The organism is Rhizocola hellebori (assembly GCF_016862955.1).
GTDB classification, from domain to species: Bacteria; Actinomycetota; Actinomycetes; order Mycobacteriales; family Micromonosporaceae; genus Rhizocola; species Rhizocola hellebori.
On record NZ_BONY01000009.1, the window covers coordinates 110,191 to 132,470 of the forward strand.

The 22,280-nt window shown below is 67.8% G+C and carries 18 protein-coding genes; 9 read left to right on the forward strand and 9 right to left on the reverse strand.

The window, feature by feature from the left end; translation table 11 throughout:
- Positions 1-36 precede the first annotated feature (36 nt).
- Positions 37-1,653 (forward strand): FAD-dependent monooxygenase, encoded by a 1,617-nt coding sequence (locus Rhe02_RS09250; protein WP_203907692.1) that lies wholly within the window; start codon positions 37-39, stop codon positions 1,651-1,653.
- A gap of 7 nt (positions 1,654-1,660) precedes the next feature.
- On the opposite strand, the gene Rhe02_RS09255 is transcribed toward Rhe02_RS09250, so the two are convergent.
- On the reverse strand, positions 1,661-2,554 hold the full coding sequence (locus Rhe02_RS09255) for a hypothetical protein (protein WP_203907693.1): 894 nt from the start codon (positions 2,552-2,554) through the stop codon (positions 1,661-1,663).
- A gap of 156 nt (positions 2,555-2,710) precedes the next feature.
- On the opposite strand from Rhe02_RS09255, the gene Rhe02_RS09260 reads away from it, so the two are divergent.
- The 3 genes from Rhe02_RS09260 (at position 2,711) to Rhe02_RS09270 (ending at position 6,498) form a co-directional block, all read left to right on the forward strand.
- Complete coding sequence (locus Rhe02_RS09260; protein ID WP_203907694.1) at positions 2,711-3,514, forward strand: maleylpyruvate isomerase family mycothiol-dependent enzyme; 804 nt, start codon at positions 2,711-2,713, stop codon at positions 3,512-3,514.
- Positions 3,515-3,601: 87 nt separating this feature from the next.
- On the forward strand, positions 3,602-5,716 hold the full coding sequence (locus tag Rhe02_RS09265) for an eCIS core domain-containing protein (protein ID WP_203907695.1): 2,115 nt from the start codon (positions 3,602-3,604) through the stop codon (positions 5,714-5,716).
- A 95-nt stretch (positions 5,717-5,811) separates the two neighbouring features.
- Entirely contained in the window at positions 5,812-6,498 is a 687-nt protein-coding gene (locus tag Rhe02_RS09270) for a hypothetical protein (RefSeq protein WP_203907696.1), read from the forward strand.
- Between the two features lie 182 nt (positions 6,499-6,680).
- Here Rhe02_RS09270 and Rhe02_RS09275 read toward each other — a convergent pair whose 3' ends face one another.
- On the reverse strand, positions 6,681-7,496 hold the full coding sequence (locus Rhe02_RS09275; protein ID WP_203907697.1) for an MBL fold metallo-hydrolase: 816 nt from the start codon (positions 7,494-7,496) through the stop codon (positions 6,681-6,683).
- The gene (locus Rhe02_RS09280; protein ID WP_239123591.1) at positions 7,496-8,065 is read right to left on the reverse strand and encodes a dihydrofolate reductase family protein; all 570 of its coding nucleotides are present in this window, start codon (positions 8,063-8,065) and stop codon (positions 7,496-7,498) included. Before Rhe02_RS09280 ends, Rhe02_RS09275 begins: the two co-directional genes overlap by 1 nt.
- Before the next feature lie 91 nt (positions 8,066-8,156).
- On the opposite strand from Rhe02_RS09280, the gene Rhe02_RS09285 reads away from it, so the two are divergent.
- Entirely contained in the window at positions 8,157-8,645 is a 489-nt protein-coding gene (locus Rhe02_RS09285; protein ID WP_203907699.1) for a winged helix-turn-helix transcriptional regulator, read from the forward strand.
- A gap of 3 nt (positions 8,646-8,648) precedes the next feature.
- Here Rhe02_RS09285 and Rhe02_RS09290 read toward each other — a convergent pair whose 3' ends face one another.
- The gene (locus tag Rhe02_RS09290) at positions 8,649-10,118 is read right to left on the reverse strand and encodes a phenylacetate--CoA ligase family protein (protein ID WP_203907700.1); all 1,470 of its coding nucleotides are present in this window, start codon (positions 10,116-10,118) and stop codon (positions 8,649-8,651) included.
- Positions 10,115-11,290 carry a RodZ family helix-turn-helix domain-containing protein gene (locus Rhe02_RS09295; protein WP_308441988.1) on the reverse strand — a complete coding sequence of 392 codons (1,176 nt, stop codon included), beginning with the start codon at positions 11,288-11,290 and terminating at the stop codon, positions 10,115-10,117. Before Rhe02_RS09295 ends, Rhe02_RS09290 begins: the two co-directional genes overlap by 4 nt.
- Before the next feature lie 65 nt (positions 11,291-11,355).
- Between Rhe02_RS09295 and Rhe02_RS09300 the strand changes: the two genes are divergently transcribed.
- The gene (locus tag Rhe02_RS09300; RefSeq protein WP_203907701.1) at positions 11,356-11,580 is read left to right on the forward strand and encodes a hypothetical protein; all 225 of its coding nucleotides are present in this window, start codon (positions 11,356-11,358) and stop codon (positions 11,578-11,580) included.
- Here Rhe02_RS09300 and Rhe02_RS09305 read toward each other — a convergent pair.
- On the reverse strand, positions 11,577-12,557 hold the full coding sequence (locus Rhe02_RS09305) for a 2OG-Fe(II) oxygenase (RefSeq protein ID WP_203907702.1): 981 nt from the start codon (positions 12,555-12,557) through the stop codon (positions 11,577-11,579). The genes Rhe02_RS09300 and Rhe02_RS09305 overlap by 4 nt on opposite strands.
- A gap of 91 nt (positions 12,558-12,648) precedes the next feature.
- Between Rhe02_RS09305 and Rhe02_RS09310 the strand changes: the two genes are divergently transcribed.
- Positions 12,649-15,660, forward strand: a complete 3,012-nt coding sequence (locus Rhe02_RS09310) for a hypothetical protein (protein WP_203907703.1) — start codon at positions 12,649-12,651, stop codon at positions 15,658-15,660.
- Here Rhe02_RS09310 and Rhe02_RS09315 read toward each other — a convergent pair.
- Positions 15,647-16,255: a TetR/AcrR family transcriptional regulator gene (locus Rhe02_RS09315; RefSeq protein WP_203907704.1), complete on the reverse strand. Its 609-nt coding sequence runs from the start codon at positions 16,253-16,255 to the stop codon at positions 15,647-15,649. The genes Rhe02_RS09310 and Rhe02_RS09315 overlap by 14 nt on opposite strands.
- A gap of 57 nt (positions 16,256-16,312) precedes the next feature.
- On the opposite strand from Rhe02_RS09315, the gene Rhe02_RS09320 reads away from it, so the two are divergent.
- Positions 16,313-17,437 (forward strand): FAD-dependent oxidoreductase, encoded by a 1,125-nt coding sequence (locus Rhe02_RS09320; RefSeq protein ID WP_203907705.1) that lies wholly within the window; start codon positions 16,313-16,315, stop codon positions 17,435-17,437.
- On the opposite strand, the gene Rhe02_RS09325 is transcribed toward Rhe02_RS09320, so the two are convergent.
- Complete coding sequence (locus tag Rhe02_RS09325; protein ID WP_203907706.1) at positions 17,330-20,158, reverse strand: AfsR/SARP family transcriptional regulator; 2,829 nt, start codon at positions 20,156-20,158, stop codon at positions 17,330-17,332. The two genes, Rhe02_RS09320 and Rhe02_RS09325, sit on opposite strands and share 108 nt — an antisense overlap.
- Positions 20,159-20,344: 186 nt before the next feature.
- Here Rhe02_RS09325 and Rhe02_RS09330 point away from each other — a divergent pair, with 186 nt between their 5' ends.
- Complete coding sequence (locus tag Rhe02_RS09330) at positions 20,345-20,701, forward strand: hypothetical protein (protein WP_203907707.1); 357 nt, start codon at positions 20,345-20,347, stop codon at positions 20,699-20,701.
- 69 nt (positions 20,702-20,770) lie between these two features.
- Here the strand turns inward: Rhe02_RS09330 and Rhe02_RS09335 are convergent, their stop codons facing one another.
- Positions 20,771-21,970, reverse strand: coding sequence for an epoxide hydrolase family protein (locus Rhe02_RS09335; RefSeq protein WP_203907708.1), 1,200 nt, complete (start codon positions 21,968-21,970; stop codon positions 20,771-20,773).
- Positions 21,971-22,280: the final 310 nt, after the last annotated feature.

Genomic DNA, 22,280 nt, shown 5'->3' on the forward strand with positions numbered 1-22,280 from the left:
TTTCGGTGCGGTGGCACGCGGAGTATTTTCGCGTCTATGCGACAGGAAGAGGTTCCGGTTCTGATTGTGGGCGGCAGCCTGGTGGGCTTGTCGACCTCGCTTTTCCTTGCCCACCAAGGCGTGGCGCATCTGGTGGTGGAACGCCACCCCGGTACGTCGATACATCCTAGGGCGGCGTTCGTGACCCAGCGGACGGTGGAACTCTTTCGGGCCGTTGGCATCGAGGACGAGGTGCTGGCCGCCGCGCGTCGCGAGTTCGTGCAGAACGGGGCGATCGTCGCGGTCGACTCGCTGAGCGGACGCGAGTTGCAGTGGTTCTTCCGCAACATCAATGAGGGCGTGGAAAAACTCAGCCCGTCACCGCGCATCTTCGTCACCCAGATCGGGCTGGAACCGGTGCTGCGCAAGCACGCCACCCGCCTGGGTGCGCAATTGCTTTACTCGACCGAGGTGGTTTCGCTGGATCCGGGCGAGCAGAACGTGACCGCGGTGCTGCGCGACCGGGCCAGCGGGCAGGAACGCGTCGTGCACGCCCGCTACGTGGTGGCGGCCGACGGCGCGCACAGCGCCGTGCGCCGCCAGCTCGGCATCGCCATGACCGGGCACGGCGCCTTCTCCGACAGCATCACCATCTACTTTCGCGCCGACGTGCGCCACTTGCTCGGTGAGCGCAACCTCAGCGTCGTCTATGTGGTCAATCCGCGCCTGCAGGGGTTCTTCCGGTTCTCCTTCGATGCCCAGTCCGGTTTCCTGGTGGTCAACTCGGCGGTCGACGACGCCGGGCAGCGCACCACCACGGTGGGTGCGACGGCCGGCGAAGCCGACTGTGTGCGCTATGTGCGCGAGGCTCTCGGCGCGCCCGATCTGGCTGTGCAGATCGAAGATGTGCAGCGCTGGAGCGCGGCGGCGGACTGGGCGCAGCGCCTGCGCAGCGGCCGGGTCATGCTGGCCGGCGACGCGGCCCACGTCATGCCGCCGACCGGCGGGTACGGCGGCAACACCGGTGTGCAGGACGCCCACAATCTGGCCTGGAAACTCGCCTTTGTCCTGGACGGGCGCGCGGGTGAGGCGCTGCTGGACACCTACGAGCAGGAGCGTCTGCCCGCGGCACGGCTGGCCGTCGAGCAGGCCTACACCCGTTACGTGACCCGGCTGGATCCCGCGCTGGGCACCGAAGGTCTTGAACCGGTCATCGATGACGCCGTCGTCGATCTGGGCTACCGCTACCTTTCCGGCTCCATCACGGCCGACGCGGCCGACACCGGCGATGGTTGGGAGGATCCGCATGCGCCCACCGGCCGGCCGGGATTCCGCGCTCCACATGCGACGGTCATCCGCTACGGGGTAGCACTGTCCACATTGGATCTCGTGAAGCGGGACTTCGTGTTGTTCGCCGGCAATGAGGGCGGCGCCTGGGCGCACGCCGCGGTCGAGGCGGCCAAACGCCTCGGGGTCGGCATCGACGTTTTCCGCATCGGCGAGGACCTGCACGACCCGAACGGTGCCATGGCCGGCGTTTACGGCCTGGCACCAGCCGGCGCCGTGCTGGTGCGCCCGGACGGATTCGTCGCCTGGCGATCGGGAAACGCCGACAGCGACAGCGATCCGGTCGCCCACGCCCTCGCCCGAGCGCTGTGCCGCACCTTGACCTAGCCCGCAATCAGCGGGTCGTGCGGCAGCGCACCCAATCGAGATCGGCGAACGTTTCCACAGCGACCCGGGAACCGCGCTCGCCTTCCCACGAGTGCACCAGAAGCGGCTGATCGGGTGCCACCTGCGCCCACATCGCGTTCAGGGCGCGCACCCGCGCCGCTGTCGCCTGATCGAACGAGGCGACGGCGGACAGTACCTCAAAAAAACCATGCATCGCCTCGGTGACGGCACAGCGCAGATCCAGATACTCAGGCCTGGAAGGCAATTCCCGCTTCAGGACGGCCGGGCACTTGTCCAGGGACAGCAGGTACTCACGGGGCAGCTCGACGACAAGCTCGGGATTGACCCGATGCTCCTCGGCGCACCTGTCGCAGATGACCACGTCGTAGGTCACCCGCTGGCGCAAGGCCGGGATGGAGTGGTGAAGGTGCGCATTGCGCAACGCCTCCACCAGCCTGTACCCGAAATAGGTGTCATAGGCCCGGTGCGTCGCCGCTCGATAGGCGTGCGCCTGCGCGGAGGTGCGACCGAACTGTGTCGTGACAGCGCCCTTGAGAAAATCCAGGGCCATCCGCCAGACCGGCAGCAACGCCTCCAGAGCCTGCGGCACGATCTGCTCGTTGAGCGGACCCAGATATGGAGTTTGCGCGGCGTTCCCGAGCGCGGCCGTCCAAGAACGACGGCGGGCAAGCAGCGACTCGACGCCGGGCCGCGCCAGCAGATCGTGAAAGTATCGGCGCGCCTCCACCAGCTCGTCGACCTCGACGGCCGCGATCGGGCGCACGTAGACAAGGCCGGTCGAGGTGAACCGGCCCTGGGCCTCGCGAGCCAGCCACCACCCGTATTCCGGCGGCAGAATCGGCGTCGACGGCGGCATGGGCACATCGGCATCCTTATCCACGCATCGACCCTAGCCGCTCGCACCAAAACCGACTGCCCGGTCGGCTTTGGACAGGCGATCAGCAAACCGTCTGACACGATGTCCACAAATCACCGATGAGTTTGACCGGCGCGCCGAGTCTTACCAAGCACAACGAACCTCGGAAAGGACAATCCGATGACCGAGCTGAACGCGCACCATGTCCGGCGAGCGATCGTCGAACACACCCAGCGTCTGGCGGAATCGGCCGCCGCCGCCGGACCCGACGCCGCCGTGCCGACCACCCCCGGGTGGACCATCACTGACCTGGTCGAACACTTGGGCCAGACCCAGTACTGGGTCGCGGAGATCGTCGAGCGGCGCATCACCGACCCTTCGCAGCTGCCCACCCAGATGGCCGTCCTGCCCACCGACCCCGGCGAGTGGCAGGCGTGGCTGTCGGAGTCCGCGCAGCGGGTCACGAACGCGTTATCCGATGACGCGCTCGACGCGCCGGTGTTCAACCCCGCGGCCGACGGGCGGTCCGGGACCCGATTCTGGATGCCCACCGTCCTCAACGAGACGGTCGTCCACGGCTTCGACGCGGCCATCGCGGCGGATCGGCCGGCCGACATCGACCCCGACATCGCAGCCGCGCTCATCAGCAACCACCTCGCGATGCTCACCTCCCCCACCTGGCAGATGCAGCGGCCCGAGTCCGCCCACGCCATCCGGGGCACCGGGCAGAGGCTGCAGTGGCTGGCCACCGACACCACCCACGACGCGGGCGCGTGGTTCGTGCAGCGGCAGCCCGACGGGGTGACGTGGCAGCCCGCAACCGACCAGGCCGACGTGACGGTGTCCGGCCCGGCCCAGTCGCTGTTGCTGATCCTGACCCGACGGCTGCCTCTCACCGACCACGAAGCCGTCAACGTCAGCATCGACGGCGACATCGGCCTCGCCCAGCACTGGCTCGACAACACCGCCCACGTCAGCGACTGACCAGCCTAGATCACCTGGAATCTGCTGGTCTGACGAGGTTCCGACAGTTCGCGCCTGATTGGCCGAGTCTTGGCGGAACCTTCAAAAGTGGCTGACCACGCAGAACCGGTACGGCGGTCCGCACCGGCCGCCGCCGTGACACTGTCCACACGCGACACTGGACCGCCCGCCCACGACGAAGGTGAGCCACTTCGCCACGGCTTCGACTTCGCCTCGATCCCTGTGCACGCCCCGCGGGGCGACGGCTGCGACGTCGAGCTCGACGATCGCCACGCCGCCGCGGTCGGCGAGGCGATCAGCGGCCCGGGCCGGCCGTTGGAGCCGGCTGTGCGCCGCGAGATGGAACCCATGCTGGGACACGATCTTTCCCGGTTGCGGGTGCATCAAACCGCGCCCGCCCAGCGATCCGCCAATGATTTGGGTGCCCGCGCCTATTCGGTCGGCAAGCACATCGTGTTCGGTGCGGGCGAATATGCGCCGCACACGTTGGCCGGACGCCGTCTGCTGGCACACGAGCTGTGGCACATCCATGACGGCCGGGCCGCCGGGCCGGCGCGGGTGCGGCGCCAACCTCTTGGCGGGCAGGTGCAGGCCCCCACCCCGCTTGACCAGAAGGAGATGGTGCGCGAGTCCATCACCTTCCTGCGCGGTGCCGCCGACTATTACACGTTCCGCTCCCCGCCGATGAAGCCCGGCCAGGAGCCTGCTGGCGCGCGGGTGTATCTGGAACGGCTCGGCACCCAGCTCGACGGGTACCTCAAGACCCGCGACACCGCCGCCAACCTCATCGACACCGCCCTGGCCGGCGATGCCGCACTCACCGCGCAGCTGCAGGCCGCCTACCGTGATGCCGTGACGGCGCTGCTCAACGCCGCGTCGCTGGAGAGCCGCCGCCGCAACGCGGCCACCGCCGCCGGCACCCCCACCGGCGACAGCCCGTTCGAGCTGTTCACGAAGCACCAGAAGGTGATCCACGAGTGGGCCTGGCCCCGGGCCACCCCGGACCCGCGCGCCAACGAGCTGCTGGACAAGGTCTCCCAGAACGATCGCGGCCAGATCAAGGTTGGCGACACTGTCTACACGCTGACCAATGTCGACGGCTTCTTCCACCCCAACGCCGTCGCGGTGCCACCTCCGGCCAACACCACCGTCTCGGTCGCGCCGGGCGGCACCGACCGGATCCGCGCCGGTCTGGCCCGCGTCGGCGCAATGCTCGCCACTACCGCCAACCCGCCCATGCCGATCAACACGACCACCACGGTTCGTCTTGACCTCGGCCGGTACGGCGGAGGCGATCGGGCGCTCTACCGCTTCACCTATGTCCGGCAAGGCCCCCCGCGCGGCAACGAGATCCTGGTCGAGCGCCTCGGCTCGATCGGGCCGGACCAACGCCCACCCTCGGAGCAGGCCACGCCGGAGCAGGTGTTCACCCGCGCCGGTTTTGTCCGCGCCGCAGGTGTGCCCGCCAAGAGCATGGATTGGCCCGACGCCCAGTTCGCCTTGCTGCAGTCAGCGGTGGCTCAGATCCCAGAGTCGATCCTTGGCCCACAGCGGGGCCTGATGTTCATCCGCGTGGCCGGCGTCAACCCCGGCGACCCGACGAAGGCCGCCAACTACGACCAGGAGGAGCACGCGATCAGGGTGTACGACAACGCCTTCGGCAATCTCGGCCAGACGAAGGCCACCCCGGGCGGGCGGGCATCGTCTGACTTCGATCGCCTGATCGCCCATGAGATCGGGCACGCCCTGGACTTCGAATCACAACGCCCGCTGAACAACAAGTTCAAAGCCAGCATCCGCGAACAAGACAGGTTTCACCCCACGCCCATCCCCAACCAACCGGGACGGGTCACGCTGCCGCCCGGTGAGATCGCCGCCTGGCGGGCCCTGCATGCGAAGATCGCCCGGGACGAGGCGGCGTTGTCGGCCAGCCGAAGTCTCTCCGGCAGGCGCTATGAACGCGACTCCAACAAGAAACTGGTCGAGACCAACCAGGTACCCGCCGGTGAGGTCAACGAATTCCAGGCCGCTGTGGCCGCCGACGGCCCGACCCCGATCACCAACTACGCGGGAACAACAGTCGTGGAGCATTTCGCCGAGGCGTTCGCGCTCTACATCAGCGAGCCGCAAACCTTGGCCCGGCTCCGGCCGCACGTCTACGCCTATTTTTCCAAAAAGTTCCCCGACCCGGCCCGGCCGTAGCCGGTTTGCCAGCCACCCATCGATATCGTTGATAGAGTCGTGCCAGAGAGAAGGCCGGTGGATTCTGACCGGCCCATCGGCTCAGGAGGTGCCTCGTGCCCGTCGGCGATATTCAGCCACCCGTCCTGCTGCCGCTGCTGTCGCGCGGCAAGCATCGCAATCCGCGTAAAGGCGCGTGCTTCATGGAGCTGGCCTCATTTCTGGCCGGCCAGCGCTGGAGCGATCATCCCGCCTGCACCCATCCGCTGCTGGCCGCCCTTGCCCGGCTTGTCAACGACTGCACCACCGACGCGAACAGGCAGCGACTTGCCGCGCTGATCCCGTCGGTGATCGGCCTGACCAGCGAAGACCTGCAGATGGACGCCCAGATCGCGCTGCGCTGCGGTAGTGTCGCCCTGCCCGTGGTGGCGGCCGATCGCCAGCCCGCCATGGCCGTGGCCATCCTCACCGCCCAGCGGGTGCTGGCCGACCTGGGAGCCGCACCCAGTCCAGCGCTTGCGCAGCGCAGTGCGCAGGCGCTTGCCGATGTGCCCGCTGCCGCGCATTGGGCCAAGCGGTTCATCGCCGGGCGCCTGACCACCCCGAAGGCGTTCCGGCGCAACGCCGCCCCGAGCGTCGCCAGCTGCGCGGTCATCGGCATCGCCCAGGCGTGCATACCTGACCCTGACACGATTCTTCACGATCTGCTCGCCGACGCCATCGACGACTGCCGATTGTATATCGAGCGCCACGCCGCACCGGTCAGTGCGCCACCGCATGCTTTACTTCATGACCGCAGCTGATCAGTGGTTGCGCGCCGTAGCTCCCGGCGAGTGCGGGCCCGTGCTTCCAGACCACCCACGGGCTCACGCCGCCGGGTGTGCGCAGCGTCTTGGCTTCCTGTCGCACTTCGATCGCTAACGGGGCGGCCCGTCGCGCTGGCTTCTGGGCTTGCCCAAAGTGCACATCGCGGCGGCCCGCCGCGCTAGCTTCTTTGGGCGAGGCCTTGGGCTTGCCCAGAGTGCACATCGCCTACCCATTCCCAGCCGGGCTTGGCCGATGGGCCGACCCGCGGGTCGCTGGGGTCGTGGCCGTCGCGCAAGGCGATGACGTAAGCCCGATCCAACTCGATCCGGGCGCGCACCTGATCAGCGCCGCCGACTGACCCGTGGCCGGGCACGACGACATCGACGTCGCCTGCCACGCCCTCCAGCAGCCGCAGCGCGGCGAGGTAGTCCTCGATCGGGTCGGCGGGGCCGTACAGGTCGAGCATCGGAATCAAGACATCGGAGAGCATGTCGCCGGCGACGAGCACCCGGCGTTCCTCGATGATCAGCGCCGCATGGCCCGGCGCATGCGCCTGATGCTCGAGGATGCGGACTTTCGGGCCGTCCCAAGGGATCTGCGCCGTCTCGGCGGGCAGGGCGGTGATGAGGCCGTACAGGTCCAGCGGGACCTTCTCGGCGATTTCCGTCTCGGCCAGATGTTCGGTGATGCGGGCCTTCGCCTCCGGGTCGGACAGCTCTTCGCGGACAATGGCCGCGCAGCGGGCAGTCCCATAACGGGGTGCCTCCCCGAACCTCGGGTGCCAGAGCAGGTGATCCCAATGTGGATGCGTCGAGAAGCCCGCCACCACGGTCTGCCCCAAGTCGGCCAGATCGTTGGCGAGGCAGGCCATTTCGTCTTCCTGCAACCCGGCGTCGATGAGCAACACGCCAGCCCGGCCTTGCACGACCATGGCGTTGCTCTGCAAGAACTCGCTCTCGTGGACCAGCACACCTTCTGCGACCTGCTTCAGCATTAGCCCGCCTCCTTCGTATCCCGGATGGTGTAACGGTGCATCGTGACGCCCGACGCGAACGTTCGCTGCGCGATCAGGTTGAGCTCGATCGGCCGGTCGTAGTCGTCGAACAGCGGCCTGCCGAAGCCGAGGATGGCCGGGTGGGTCCAGAGCCGCACCTCGTCAAGCAGCCCGGCCCGCAGCAGCTGCGTCGCCAGTGCCGCGCCGCCCACGCTGATGATGCCGTCGGTCCCGGCCCGCAGCGCGGCGAGCTGCTCGATCGCGTCGTCTCCGCCGATGATCCGGGTGTGGTGATCGGCGCTGAGGCGGGTACGTGAGACGAGCACCTTGGGCTTGGCGGTCCACAGCTCGCCGTACTCGCGCATGTAGTCCGGCAGCGACGCGTCTTCGCGTGCCCGTGGCCAGTACTCCTCCATGATCTCGTAGAAGACGCGGCCATGGACCATGAGCGCGAGCTCCACGGTCTGTGCGTTGGCTTCGCGATGCAGCTCCTCGTCGATGCGCAGCCATTCGCCGGCGCCGTTGTCCCCAGGAACTTGCTCGATCCGCAGGTCGAGGGACACATTCATCGAATATACGAAGCGGCCCATCCTCTTCCCATCCCCTAGTGGTTGCGTTCTGCAATCACTATAGTGAGGGCGAAGTACCTGTCAAGGAGGAATGGTGGAACCACGATCCGGGTGTCCGATCAACGCCGCCGTCGAGGTGCTCGGAGATCGCTGGTCGCTGCTGGTGCTGCGCGACGTCATCTTCGGCGACCGCCGCTATTTTCGCGTCCTGCTCACGGGGTCGATGGAAGGCATCGCTTCGAACATCCTCGCCGACCGCCTGGTGCGGCTCGTCGAAGCGGGGATCCTCACCCGCGGCACCGCAGCGCGGGGGCAGCGCGCCCGCTACAGCCTCACCGAAGCCGGCATCCAGACCCTGCCGATCATCTACGCCCTCGGCGACTGGGGCCTGCACTGGCGCTCGGGCAGCGGCGAGCTGCGAAGCCGGCAGCAGCTCATGCGCGACGAGGGTCCTGCTTTCCTCGCACAGCTCATGGACGAGCTTCGCGTCAGCCACCTCGGCGCCACACCGAAACCGCACGACGGCCCGGGCGCGTTCGAGCGCCTCAACGCCGCCTACGCCGCCGAGCGGGGGAGCTAGCCTTTACGACACCGGCCGGGTGTAGCGGTGTTTGACACCGACCGGGAAATACTGCGGATCTCCGGCCGCGCGCAGCTCGACCAGAGGCAGTTGCCGCTCCGCCGGGACATAGTGCGCGAACTCGCTGTTGAGCCGCACCAGCTCACGGCGGACCGCCTCGGCGATCAGCACCGCCCTGTCCTCGCCGGCGTCCTGGCCGGGGGCCGCCTCCACCACGATGTGCAGATAGGTGTTGCGGTCGGCGTCTTCGGGGGTCTGCAGCACAAACTTTCCCGTCACCCAGTCGCTGATCGGTGACTGCTCCAACGCGACCGTTACGTTCTCCGGGTAGATGTTCGCGCCGAAAAGCGAAACCGTGAACAGCGAACGCCCGAACACGTACACGAACGGCAGATCCGGCGTGCTGAACTGCGGCTGGAATCCGTTGCGGCCACAGAATTCCAGCATCTCGCCGCAACCGATCACCCCGCCCTCGTCGGCGATGTGGTAGCGGATGAGCGGGATTCCGTTGTCGCCCGAGAACAACAGCGTCCCGTCGAGCTGCTCGAAGAACCGGCTCGCCGGATCGTATTGAACCAGCGTCGGAAGGCGCGCGTCGCCGAACAGCTCCCGGGACAGATCTGGCCGCCCGGCAAGGAATCGGCGGATCGACACCGACAGCGGCGTCTCGTTTCCCAGTACACCGGCATCGGCAGTTCCGTAGAGAGATGCGGTGTGCCTTACCGGATCGTCAATTCCGGCCCGCTGCGCGACAAGGTCACGCCATTGTTCGCTGAAGACCTCGCCCGCGAACACCATCCGCATCGAGTATTGCGACCAGGCAAGGCCTTGGCTGATCCCGGAATCGATGACGTCCTTGACGAACGGCGGATATCCCAGCAGCACGGTCTGATCGAAATGAGGCGCCAGCTCCGGCAGCACCCGAAGGATTTCGGCCTTGTTGTTGCCAGGCGCGACAACGGTTATCGGATAACCCTTGGCCGCCAGATGGCGCACACACGCGGCGGTGAACAGGCCACCGACCCACGTGCCCAAAGGGAAACACACCACGGCGAGCGTGGAGCGGGTCGCTGCGCCGAACCCTTGGTCAAACACCTGCTCGAAACGCCGGGCGATGTCGAGCTCGTCGAGCACGGTGCGCGGCCAGATCGTCGGCGCGCCACTGGAACCCGACGACACCGCCACCATGTCGCAGCCGTCGAGCCGACCGCCGCGGCACAGCTCGGGCAGCCGATAGCGCCGGTAGTACGAGTCTTTGTCCGTCAACGGCAGCCGCCGGAAATCCTGCTCGGTCACGACCGACGCCGGGTCGATCCCGTGCTCACGCAGAAACTGGGCGTAAGCCGGAACTGTGGCAGCCGTTTGCGCGAACAGGCTCGCGGGCCATTGCGGCGCGGGCTCCGGCTCACCTGTCGCGAAACCGGTGAACTTGCGGGCGAAATCGGCCGCCCGGCCGGTATCCATCCCGCTCATTTGACCGTGCTCGACGTGACTTTGGGTTTGCCCAAGCCGAGGAAGAAGATCCCCGGGCTGTTCTGGAACCCGTCGCTGGGGTTGCGTTGCAGCGTCGACAGATCGATGGTCAGAGTGCCGGTGCGGTTGTTGCTCACCATGAAGATCGCGCCGCCGCCCTCCTTGGCCCGGTTGTCGCTCACGATGCTGCCGTAGATGCCGACGGTGAACGTGTTGCCGTCGGTGTAGATCGCGCCGCCGCTGCCCCCGCCCGGGGTGCCCGCGCGGGCCGGGTTCGCGCCGTTGCCGATGGCGGTGTTGAAGCTCATCACGCTGTTGTAGACGGCAAGCGAGGCGTGCAGTCCGCTGACCGCGCCGCCGTTGGCGCACGTGCCGCCTTGCCCCTGCGCCCCGCCGAAGGTGCTGTCCACGATGTAGTTGGGCTTGCTGTGGTATTGGATGGTGATCCGCACGGCGGCACCGCCCAGGTCCGGGCCGGTCGGGTCGCACCGGTTGCGCTGGAAACGAGAGTTGATCACCTTGAGCCGCCCGCCGCGTACCAGGATCGCTCCCCCACCGCCGCCCTCGGTCTTGTCACCTGTCGAGTTGCCGTCGACGAACGCCAGGTTCTGGACCACCAGCTGGGTGTCGGTCTGGTACAGGCAGTCGGACTTGCTGCGGCCCAGCGAGTTGTCGCAGGTGTTCATGTAGATGATGCGCCGCACCCCGCCGCCGCTGAGCGTCACCTTGCCGCCGCCGTCGAGCACGGTGCGCCCGGTGTTGTTGTGCACCTTGGCGGTGCCCGCCATGACGATCGTGACCGGGTCAGCGCCGCAGTTGAACGTGGTGATCCCGCCGGCCGCGACCGCACTGACCACGGCTGCTGAGGTGCAGCTGGCCGCCGACCCGGTGCCGATCACCCGATCTGGGCGGGAAGTGTCGACCGCCTGCCCCTCGGCCGGGACGACCGCGCGTTTGTCGGGATTGCCGTTGCGTGGCATCGCCGCAGCCACCGTGGCCGGCGACGGTGTCGCAGCCAGGCTCGTCGGGGCGGCGCTGGGCTGGCCCGGTGTCGCCGAGCCCGCCGCCGACGGGCTGCCCCGCCAGCTGGCGCTGCCCGGTTGGGCGCAACCCATCATGGCCAGGACGCCGGCAAGCGCGACAGCGATCGTCGACACGCGTATGACGGACACCCCGGCATGGTAGTCGACCCCACGCTCGCCGCACGCCACCACGCACCCCAACATGAACCAGCGACATGTTGCGCGGTTGTCTTGGCAGCTATCGCGGCGGTGGCCGCAATCATGTGGACTTCGTCGCCGAGCTGACCTTGGCCGCGACCGGCGGCGACGCCGGGATCCTGCTGACCTTCAGCGCGATCGCGGCACCGGGGCCTGGCGAGGTGGGTTACACCTTCGCGTGGGGCCATCCCGGCGACCCGTTCGGCCCGCACTCCTCGGCCCGGCTGGTGGCCGCGCCCTAGGTTGAGGGCTCGCCGTAGAGGAACGACAGCAGCACGAAGCGCCGCCCGGCGCTCATGTCGCGTACCTCGTGCAGGTGCGCGCAGGAGAAGACGAGGGCAGCGCCGGCCTGCGGCCGGTAGAGCTGGTTGGTGTACTCCGGGAACCGCAGCTGCCCGCCTTCGTAGCCGTCGTTGAGGTTGAGCGTGAGCGCGAAGACCCGGTGCGCGGTGGACGGTGTCAGGTTGTCGCGATGCGGCCGAAAAAACCCGCCGGTGGCCGCGTCATAGCAGGCGATCTTGAATCCTTCGAAGCGGGTCGCGCGGAACGCGAATGCCTTGTGCACCTCGGGCAGCACGCGACGCCCGATCACCGAGGTCAGCTCGCGCAGCAGCTGCGGGTCGCCCACCGTGTGATCACGTCGCCGTTTGTACTCGGCGTCGAGCACATCGCCGCCCGACGATCGGGCCACCCCGGTGGCGACCGCGCCGTCGTCTTCCCACACCTGGATCAACCGCTGGCAGTAGGCCTCGTCCAGGACGTGGGGAATCAACAGCACCGGCGCCTGCGCCACCACCTGCCGGGCCGCGTCGGCGTGCCCGGCCGCGTCGAGCAGGGCGACCACCTGCTGCGCGAAGTGCTCGCCACGCACGACGCCGACTATGCGCAGGTTCGGGTCGAGCACGATCGCGGTCAGCTCAGCGTCGGTCACCCCGTAGGCGGCGGTGACTGTTCCCGCGGGATCCGACCACACCGGAAAGCCGAAATCACCGGCCGGCTCGTGCGCCATGACGCACAGGCACGCCACGTCGGAGCGGCCGGTGAGCTGACCGGCGAGGTCTGCTAGTCGTGGATCGTCGCCATCCGCGTGGAACACCACCGCAGTGGGCCTGCCGCCCGCGTGGGCGTAGAAGCGGGCGGGCCCCCCGGCCGGGCCGCGCGCGACGAAGTCGGCGGCGCGTTCTCCGACGCCGAGCCGAACTTGACGGCTGACCTGCATGTGATCACCTCGGATGGGGGAACCCTACCCCGCGACCGTCCACTGTATGTAGTGCGGCCGTTATGGCGCATTTGTCGATTACAGTGCGCCTGTGAAGACTAGGTGGGCCTGGTGGGCTAGGTGGGTTGGGTGGCTGACCGTGGCCGGCGCTGGCCTGGCGGCACTGCTGGTGATGGGCGAGGCCGACTCGCTACTGATGATGCTCGGCACCGGCAACGTGTCGTACGGCATGTCGGCGCTACAGGGAATCCACGTCGGTGGCAGCACCGCCGTGGCCGCCTTCGACCTGTGGATGACTCGGCAGGGCGAGGGAACGCAGCCTGCGAGCTGGGTCGTCGCCTATCTGGTGGCCGACATCGTTTTTGCTCTGGTGTACGGACTCGCGCTTGCCGCTGTGCTGCGCCGGTTGTACAAGGGCTTCGGCGGGGTGAGGATCATCGCGGCGCTTCCTTGGGCAGCCGCCGGCCTGGACATCGCGGAGGATGTGGCCATCGGGGTAGCGATAAGGAACCCGCAACTCCGGCCGTTCATCTTCGGCTTGAGCCTGCTCAAATGGCTCGCCGTGCTGGCGGTCGTGGTGTCGCTCGCCTTCGCGCTCATCGCACGGTTCCCGAACGCGTGGTCGTGGAAAGGTTCGTGGCCCGAGGCGATCTGGCGTTTCCGTATCCAGGTGATCGTGGTGACCCTGCTCTTCGTGATCATTGCGATTCCGAGCCGCGACCGGGTCGGCACGCTGGCCCAGTTGCCGGATGTGTTGCGCGGCTTCCTGAACGACGGCCCCGATCCCTGGCCGTGGCCGGACGCCCTGGCCGGACCCTCCTGGATCGTCTACTCCGGTCTGTCGCTGCTGGCCTTGGCGGGAGCGGTGTGGGTTTCCGGGCACTGGCTGCCCTTCAAGACGCAGGCGGTGCCCGTGCCTCGCGACCCCCGCCGGTGGAGCTGGATGTGGCTCGCCATCGGCGCTCTGGCCTCAGCCATGGCAATGGGCGGGATACTGATCGCCATCAAGGCGATTCACCTCAAGCTGCCTTACGGTATGGACCCGTGGAAGGCAGCGCTACCGCTGTTCGCCGGCTGCGGGCTGCTCGTCGTGGTGCTGTTGGCGCACCTGCGGCGGGGAGCGCAACGGCCACCGGTCGATGCTCCTGATTGGACAGACAAGCATGCGGCCATTCTAAACACCTTGACCGTCGCCGTGGTCATGGCGGGCGGTCTGGGACTGGTGCGGGCGTTCATCGGGCCGTTCCTGCTGCCCGGAGAGGAGGCGGCCGAGTGGGCGATACTGCCCGACACGGCGACGCTGGCCGAAACGGCGATGCTGGCTGTAGGCGTGGCCGCGATCGCCGCAGGCCCTGTGCTGTTTGCCGTGCTTGTGGTGACGGGCCAGACCAAGCCCCGGCATATCGCCTGGCCGGCCACCGTGGCCGTGCTTGGCCTGGCTGCGGCGATCGCCGTCACCATGGGGATCGATCCCGAGGCCATGGGCGGCGCGTTGGGGGCCAACGGCGCCATCGCGGTGGCCCTCACGATCGCCTGCCTGTTCCTGGGCGGACTCGTCGCCGCCGCCTACCGGTCGTCCCCGCTGTGGCACTGGGATACCCCGAACCCGCAATCGGTCACGCAGCGCGCGACCGCCCCGAACCCGCACTCTTTCACACTGCCGTTGGCCACCCCGAGACCGCACTCGGTCCCGCTGCCCGCGGCCACCCTGGCCGTGGTCCTGTTCGCCACCCTAGGCATCGCCGACAGCGCGGGCACCTATCACGACGTGTATCTGAGCGGGCCGAAGCCGCAGACCATTCCACTGTCCAAAGAGTTCGATGACTGGCAAAAAGCCGCAATGGCGTGCCGGGCGGAGCAAAGCGTCCCGCCGGACCGATTGGCGTTTCAGCCCATGTTGTTCGTCTCGGCGGCCGGCGGCGGCATCAGGGCCGCCTATTGGACCGAACAGGTGTTGGATGCGTTGACCACGCACACCTGCGGCAACAACAACATCTTCGTCGTCAGCAGCGTCTCCGGCGGCAGCGTGGGCACTGTCCTGTGGGCCGACCCGGCCGACATCGCCAAACCAGGTCAGCAGGTCAGAGACGTGGCCGGCCGGACGGCGCTGGGCGGAGTTGGCACGGCCTGGCTCTTCCGGGACCTGCCGCGCGCATTTCTCGGTTTCGACCCGGGGTGGCCGGATCGGGCGAAGGTCATGGAGGACACCTGGCGGCGCAGGCAGCACGGGCTCGATTGGGCCTATCCGGAAAGCTCCGGTCAGCCGTGGCGGCCGATCACCGTGCTGAACGCCACCGACCTGCTGACCGGTTGCCGGGTCGCGGTGACCCGGTTGGAGCCGCCGCCCGGCCGGCCGCCGTTGCATTGCGACAGTCCCGGGGTTTCCGACGCGGTGCTGCCCGGAACCTTCTACGCCAGCCAGTTCACCGACGGGGCCGACTGCAAAGGCACGGGATTCGTCTCCGCGGCCACGGCGGCCATGCTCTCAGCGCGGTTCCCGTTCGTCACGCCGTCGGGCAACATGTACGCCTGCAACAAAAAGCCCGGCACGGAAACCACACAGGTCATCCGGATCCAGGTCGGCGACGGAGGCTACCTGGAAGGCAGCGGCATGCTCAGCGCGCTGCAGATCTATCAGGCCGTGAACCCGTTGGTGGCCAAGCACAATCGGCAGGCGATCGCCAGTACCGAAAATCAGCCATTGATCGTGCCGTTCTTTCTGGCGATCGGCAACGGATACCGCTCCGAGGCCGAGATTCCTTTGCGGCCAAGGGAACCGGAGCTGCATGCGCCGATCGCCGCGGCGCATGCCAAGGAGGCGGTGGGCAATCCGCAGCGGCTCGAGGTGCAGGCCCGAGCCGCTTTCGGCGGCGCGCTGCCCGGGACAAACGGCCCAGATCTGAAGATCTGCCGAGGCAACCGCTTCGCCGCCGCGGCGCCGACCAGCCGCCCGGAGGTGACCGCGCCGCTGGGCTGGGCGCTGTCCCAATACGCACAAACCACATTGGATGAACAGTGGCGGGATCTCAACCCGGACTTGGGCTGCCTGTATGGGCTTCTCGATGGGACGAGCCTACTGCCACAAAAATTCACGCCGGAGTGAAGCGCGCGGCCGCGAGTCCACCTTGGACGATCGCGACCGCGAGCGGTTGCACCGCCTGGGATGTCACCGCCTCGGCCGGGCCGGTGACCAATGCGAAAAGCGCTCCCCCATACATCACCAGCATCGGCGGGATCGCCGCGGGCGGGATCCCCAGCCCGAGCTCGGCGTGATGCCCGCCGGTGAAGGCCGCCATCTCGGCCATCAGCTCATCGATCGCCGCCGCGAGCGCCGGGCGGCGCAGGCTTTCCAGCCGCAGCTCGAAGATGGCCAGATAACGTGCCCGATGCGGGCCTGCCGCCAGCATCAGCGAGCCTGCGATCAAGTCGATCGTGCGCCGCACGCCGTCGCCACCCACCGGTGCCGGTGCGGTGCGCGCCGCTTCGGCCATGTCGGCCTGGTGCCGCTCGACGACCCTGCGGGCGGTGGCCACGAGCAGGGCCTCCCGGCTGCGGAAGTAATTCGACGCGGTCCCGGCTGGCAGCCCGGCCCGCCGATCGACGGCCCGATGGGTGACACCGTGGACGCCCGATTCCACAAGCAGCTCGATGCCCGCGTCGGCGAGCTGCGCCCGGCGCTGTTCGTTGGCTGGCGGCACCCGGTCATTGTATGGCACCATCCGTAGTACAACGAACGTAGTGAACGGGAGTGTCACGTGAAGATTCTGATCGCGGGCGGCGGCATCGGCGGGCTGGCCCTGGCCCGAGGACTCGCCGGATCCGGCCATCACGTGCGCGTCTTCGAACAGGCCGACAGCCTGCGCACCGGCGGCGCAGCCGTCACCATCTTCAGCAACGGCGCTGCCGCCCTCGCCGGGCTCGGCGCGCCCCTGGCCGGTTTCGGCGGACGCCTTGACCGCCTGCGGTTCGACACCGCCGACGGCCAGACGATGGTCATCGCCGACCTGACGGTTCTCGCTGCGCGTACCGGCTTTCCGGTGACCTCGGTGCCACGCGACCGTCTGATCGAACACCTGGCCAAGGGGGTGCAGGTGGAGTTCTCCCGCGAGATCACCGACGTCGAGGTGCATCCCGGCGGAGTCACCGTGCTCGACTCCACCGGCGAGCGCCACGAGGCCGACGCCGTGGTGGGTGCGGACGGACATCGCTCGGCCGTGCGCCGCGCTGTCCTCGACCCGGCGCCCGCCATCGAGAACGAATGGACCACCTGGCAAGGCCTGACACCGGTCCTGCCCACACTGGCCGATGCCACGACCGGCCTCTGCGTCGTCGGAAACTCCGGACTGGTCGGCCTTCTGCCCTCCGGCGACGGGCTTGTCATGTGGTGGTTCGACGTTCACCAGCCGCTGCAAGGCTCGCCCGCTGCCGACCTCGCGCGGCGGTTCCGCGGATACGGCCCGCTGGTCGAGCAACTGCTCACCACCATCCGCGACGAGGACCTGGAATCGTTCCGGCACGTAGCGCATCGCATACCCGAGCGATGGGGCCACGGTGGCGCGACACTGCTCGGCGACGCCGCGCACGCCTTCCCACCCACCCAAGCGCAGGGCGCCAACCAGGCGCTCGAAGACGCCTGGCTGCTCAGCCGCACGCTGCGAGCCAATCCCACCGACCTACCAGACGCGTTGCGCCGCTACGAAAAACTGCGAACCCGCAGGGTGCGCAAGGTCTCCCGGCGTGCCGTCAGCGAGCGGACCAATAAACCAATCCCTTCACCGGCACGCGGCCTGCTCGCGATGATCCCATCGAGCCTCATCGGCAAGGCTTATGTCGCCCAGCTTCGCGGCATCAGCAGCGTCCTCAACGACGAGCGGGTCTAGCCTGAGGCGGCTGCGGATGTGCTTGGCGGACTGCCGGGCGCGGTGTGCCGCTTGAAGATCGCCGGCGTCCTGGTAGGCGTCGCTCAGGTGGGCCAGCCCGATGCCTTCGTTGTGCAGGTCTCCGGCCGTTCGGAAGATGTCCAGTGACCGCCGGTAGCAGGCGATTGACCGGTGCAGGTCACCGAGGTGGTGGTGGATGTAACCCAGGCTGTCCCAGGTATGGGCCCGGCGGTAGTCGTCGTCTTCGCGCTGTTGCTGTTGGAGCGCCTGTTCGCACAGGGTCAGCGCGGTGTCGTACCGTCCGAGCAGGGCGTGGCACCAGCCGATGCCGTTGAGGGCGCAAGCTTGCGCGCTTCTGTTTCCGACCTGGGCGTAGAGGTCGAAGGCCTGCCATTGGTGTTCGAGAGCGTCGTGGTACTGCTGCTGCGTTTCCGCGATTGCGGCGAGGTTGTTGTGGATACGAGCTCGCGCCGCGAGATCGCAGGATTCGGTCAGGTCAAGCGCAGTCAGCAGCGCAGCCCGCGCGTCGTGGAGCCGCCCCAGGTAGCGGTGGGCCATGGACAGGCCCAGCATCGCGTAGACCTGCCCTGTCCTGTCGCCAAGCCGTCGTGCCGCGGCAAGGGCGACCTCATGGATAGTGGTCAGGTCGTGCCAGCGGTTACGGCGATGGGCGAAGCTGGTGAGCGCGCGGGCGAGCTGCCAGGTGTGGCGGTGGAAGCCCGCCGCATGAGAATAGTCCACTGTGGACAGCAGCACGCCGTATTCGGCGTCGAACCACTCCTGGGCCTGGGCCTGGTCACGTAGGCAACAGATGGTGACCTCCGGCACCGGTGCGCTGAGCGGGATGGTATCGCTGTGCGGCTCCAGCCGCTGCGTCGCCGAATGGGCGGTGTGAAGGTAATGGTCGAGCAGGCGGTGCAAAGCCACGTGCCGGGTGTCGCCGTCCTCGTCGAGGTGAGCCTGTTCTGCCGCGTAGGCCCGCACCAGGTCATGCATCGCGTAGCGGCCCGGCCGGTGCGCGATGAGCAGGTGGGCGTGGCACAGTGTGGCCAGCGGTGCTCGGATCAGCTCCACCGGCACCCCAGCGAGGCTGGCGGCGGCGTTTGTGGACAGATCCGAGCCCGGGTGCAGGCCGAGCAGACGGAAAAGCCTTGCCGCGTCGGGGTTCAAGGCTCGGTAGGACCAGGAGAACACGGAACGGACATCAGCGCTTGGCTCTCCGGCGTCGAATGCGTCGAGACCGCCGTCGCCCTCGCACAGCTCGGTAGCCAGGGCCGACAGGGACGTTTCAGGATGATCGGCGATGCGGGCGGTGGCAACGGCGATGGCCAGAGGAAGCCCGGCGCAGCGGGCCATGATCCGTCTGACGGCTTGGGGATCGGCGGCGGCGCGTCTGGTACCCAGCCGGTGAATCACCATCTCGCGGGCTTCGCCATCGGTCAGCACCTCCAGCGTCAGCGTGTGCGCGCCATCGCTCGCGACCAGCGGCGTGAGGCGGTGCCGGCCGGTCACGATCACCAGGCAGCCGGGCGTGCCTGGCAGCAGCGGCCGCACCTGCTCGACGTCGCGGGCGTTGTCGAGCACGATCATTACCCGTCTCCCGGCCAGAAGGCTGCGCAGGAGCCCTGACTGTGCTTGAAGGGTGGAGGGTATCCGTTCGCCGGGCACCCCGAGCGTGTCAAGGAAGCCGCGTATCGCTTCACGCGGATCAAGAGGGGATCCGCTGGGCGAGAAGCCTTGCAGGTTGACGTACAGCTGTCCGTCGGGGTAGCGATCGGCCACCCGGTGCGCCCAATGCAGGGCAAGGGCGGTCTTGCCTATCCCGGCGGCACCGCAGATGGCGACGACAAGCACGGTAGCCGCAGTGGGCAGGAGGCTGTCGAGGTGGGCCAATTCCTTTGTCCGGCCGGTGAAGCCGCCGATGGCCAGGGGCAGTTGTGCCGGTACCACCGGCGGGGCTGGCGTCGAGGCCGCGGCCAGGGCGGGATCGTGCCGCAGGACGGCGGTTTCGACATCGCGCAGGGCCTGGGTGGGCTCCACCCCGAGATCCTCGTCCAGGGTGCGCCGCAACCGCTGGTAGGCCGCGAGCGCGTCGCTTTGCCGTCCCACCCTGTACAGGGCCAGCATCAGCTGCCCGTATACCCGCTCGTTGAGTGGATGTTCGCGGGCCAGCTCCTCCAGCTCGGCGACGAGCATCGAGTGTTCGCCCAGCGCGAGCCGGGTGTCGATCAGGACGAGCTGTGCCTCGAGGAAGACCTGTTCCAGCCTTCGTGCCTGATCGTCGAACCAGCCCAGCCCGGAAACGTCAGCCAGCGGCCGGCCCCGCCACAGCGCGACCGCGTCGCGCAGATGGCTCGCACGATCATGCGGATCACCGGCCGCGTTTGCCTGCCGGATAAGGCGTTCGGCGGCCTGTACGTCGGTGGCTTCCGGGCCCAGGTTCAAGGTGTAGCCCGGCGGCCGGGACAGGATCGCATCGCGGACACCCAACATCCGCCGAATCCGCGACATGTGGCTTTGCAACGTGGCCATCGTGTGCGCCGGCGCGCTGTCGCCCCAGGCGATCTCGACCAGCCGGTCGGAGCTGACGATGGCGCCGGGCTGTAACGCCAGCGCCGCCAGCACAGCCTTGCCCCGCAGGCCGGGCACATCTCTTACCGCACCGTCGATCAGTGCATCGATCGGCCCGAGCAGCCGAACCCGCACCTGCTTCGCATCCATCGACACATCCACACCAAATAGGCGACACCGGCACCGCCGGCGCTGGCTCTGGGCAGCCATGTACCTGAACGTTGTGCGGTGGCCAAACGGTTGCAGCGCCGTGACAGGCCCGTTGCAGGTCTTGGTGCGACCGTGACACCGAAGTTCCACAACGCCTAGTCAAGGCTGAAGAAGGGGAGCAATTCCATGAAGACACGAACACTGTCCAGGGCCGCCGCTATGGGACTGGCCGCGCTCGCGACGACGGCGACCTTGGCGGCTGGGACACCGGCCGCCCAAGCCGCGCCGGCGCCGCTCGCATGCGGATTCATCCACTCGCTGACGCTGGCGGCCGGGCCGTCCCGCGTCGTCGTCGAGGGTGAACTGACCTGCGGCGGAAGGCTTTTCGTCAAGCTGTTCCGCAACGACGTCCAGGTCATCAGCGGCGGCAACGGGGTCGGCGTGGTCACGTTTACGCGCAATTGTCAGACCAGCGCCTTGAGTCACTGGAAGGCGGTCTGGAGCAACGGCACCGTGGACGAGGCCGACTTCGCCTGCTTCTGATCCGCAACGCATCGCAGTGATGCATGTTGCCGTGACCGGCATCGGTTCCTTCCACGGAACTGGTGCCGGTTAAGCAGGTCGAAGCGAGCGGACGCCGGTGCGAAGCTCTTGGGTGAACAGCGCCGGCTGCTCCCATGCCGCGAAGTGCCCGCCCTTGTCGAGCTTGTTGTAGTGGATGAGGTTGGGATAGGCCTGCTCCGCCCAGCCGCGCGGAGCTGCGTAGATCTCGTCCGGGAAGACGCTGACGGCGACCGGGACGGTGACGCCCTTGGGGGCGAAGAAGCCCAGCTTGTTTTCCCAATACAGGCGCGACGCCGAGATGGCCGTGTTGGTCAGCCAATACAGCGTGATGTTGTCGAGCACATCGTCTCGGGTCAGGCCTTCGCTCTTGCCGTCGAATACCCGCGCGATGAGCTCTTCGCTGCTGTCATCGTGATCGAGTATCCAAGCGGCCAGGCCGATCGGTGAATCGGCGATTCCGTATAGTGTTTGCGGCCGGTTGCCCATTTCTTGGGCGTAGGCAAGGCCTTTGGAGTAGAAGAAGGCGAGCCGGTCGTAAACCTGCTTCTCCTCGGCGGAAAGCCCGGCCGGCGCGGGCGCCCCGGCCAGGGCCGCTCGGTCAATTTCGGGCGGGACGGCACCGGCCATGTTGGTGTGGATGCCGAGCAGTTCCGGGGGTGCCTGGACTCCCATGAGGTCGACGATGAGCGCGCCCCAGTCGCCGCCCTGTGCCACGAACTGCTTGTACCCCAAGCGTCTCATCAGCTCGACCCAGGCACGTGCGATGTGTTCGGCGTCCCAGCCGGTGGTCGTCGCCTTGCCGGAGAACCCGTAGCCGGGCATCGACGGAATCACCAGATCGAATGCGTCCGCTGCGGTGCCGCCGTGCTCGGTGGGATTGGTCAGCGGCTCCACGATCTTCAGCTGTTCGACGATGGAGCCTGGCCAGCCGTGCGTGATGATGAGCGGCAGGGCGTCTTCGTGCTTTGACCGCACGTGTATGAAGTGAATGTCCAGCCCGTCGATCTCGGTCATGAACTGCGGCAGCGCATCGAGTCTCGCCTCGCACTTTCGCCAGTCGTATGCTGACGCCCAGTAACGTGCCAGGCTCTGCATCGTGGCGAGCCGCACGCCCTGGGACTGATCGGAGACCGGCTCCTTGTCGGGCCAGCGGGTGGCCGCGATGCGCCTGCGCAGCTCATCAAGCTCCGACTCGGGCGCCTCGTAGCTGAACGGCCGAATCGCAGCGTCTCTGCTCGTAGCAGCCATGATGACTTCTCCCCCCGTGTACGTTCATGAGATGTTCGGCAGCCTTGCTGCCTGCAGCCCGTCACGAACGGGCCTGTGGGTGTGCCGGCTCGGCGAAAGTCACGACGACGTCTGCCCCAGCCTAGTACGGCATCGGCCCTGTGGCAGCCAAAGCGGCGCCGCCGAGTCAGAAGCGTTGCCTGGCAACGATAATGATGATGAACACCGTTTGCCAGCTGAAACGTCGCGGATCTGCGCCCTCTTGATCGGAAGCTTTCGCTCCTCCCGCGAATCGCTGGTCCAAAGAGGACCCGTAGAGATAGTCAGACCT